Genomic DNA, 508 nt, shown 5'->3' on the forward strand with positions numbered 1-508 from the left:
CGAGGAGAAGCTGCAGCTCGGGGACGCGGGCGTCGATGAAGACCAGCTCGGCGCCGGCGCCCTGCAGCGCCTCGCCGCCATCCACCCGCAGCTCGGCCGCCGTCAGCATCGCGGCGGCAAGCCCGGCAGGGCCGGGACCGGCCGAGTACATGATGCGCGGCTCGAAGCTCTCTATCAGCGCGCGGCGGCGGCGGGTGTCCATGGGCGCCTCAGCGGCGGTGCTTGTCTTTGAAGGCCGGCAGATTGGTGTCCATGCGCATGCCGCCCGGCAGGCGCGTATCGGCCGGGCCGGTGGCGACCGAAGCCGGCGCCTCGCCGAAGGTGATCCGGCAACGCAGGCCGGCAGGCAGCTTCAGGTCGGCGTTGGGCAGGGTGAGGCGCACCCGGAAGGTGTTGCTGGCCGCATCCACGACGCGATCGACCAGCGCCACGCTGGCCGCCACCGGCGCCGCGTTGGGCAGGTCGGGCTTTACGCTGGCCAGTTCGCCGACACGGATGGTGCCGAAGC

Annotated in this window: 1 protein-coding gene and 1 pseudogene; both read right to left on the bottom strand. The window is 72.8% G+C overall.

The window, feature by feature from the left end; genetic code table 11:
- On the bottom strand, positions 1–202 hold a 202-nt coding region (locus L6Q67_RS24535), incomplete at its 3' end, for an LEPR-XLL domain-containing protein (protein WP_296576448.1).
- A gap of 7 nt (positions 203–209) precedes the next feature.
- Positions 210–508 (bottom strand): annotated as a pseudogene (locus L6Q67_RS24540) (hypothetical protein); the annotation flags it as partial.

It is taken from the genome of Zoogloea sp., assembly GCF_023150065.1.
Classification (GTDB): domain Bacteria; phylum Pseudomonadota; class Gammaproteobacteria; order Burkholderiales; family Rhodocyclaceae; genus Zoogloea.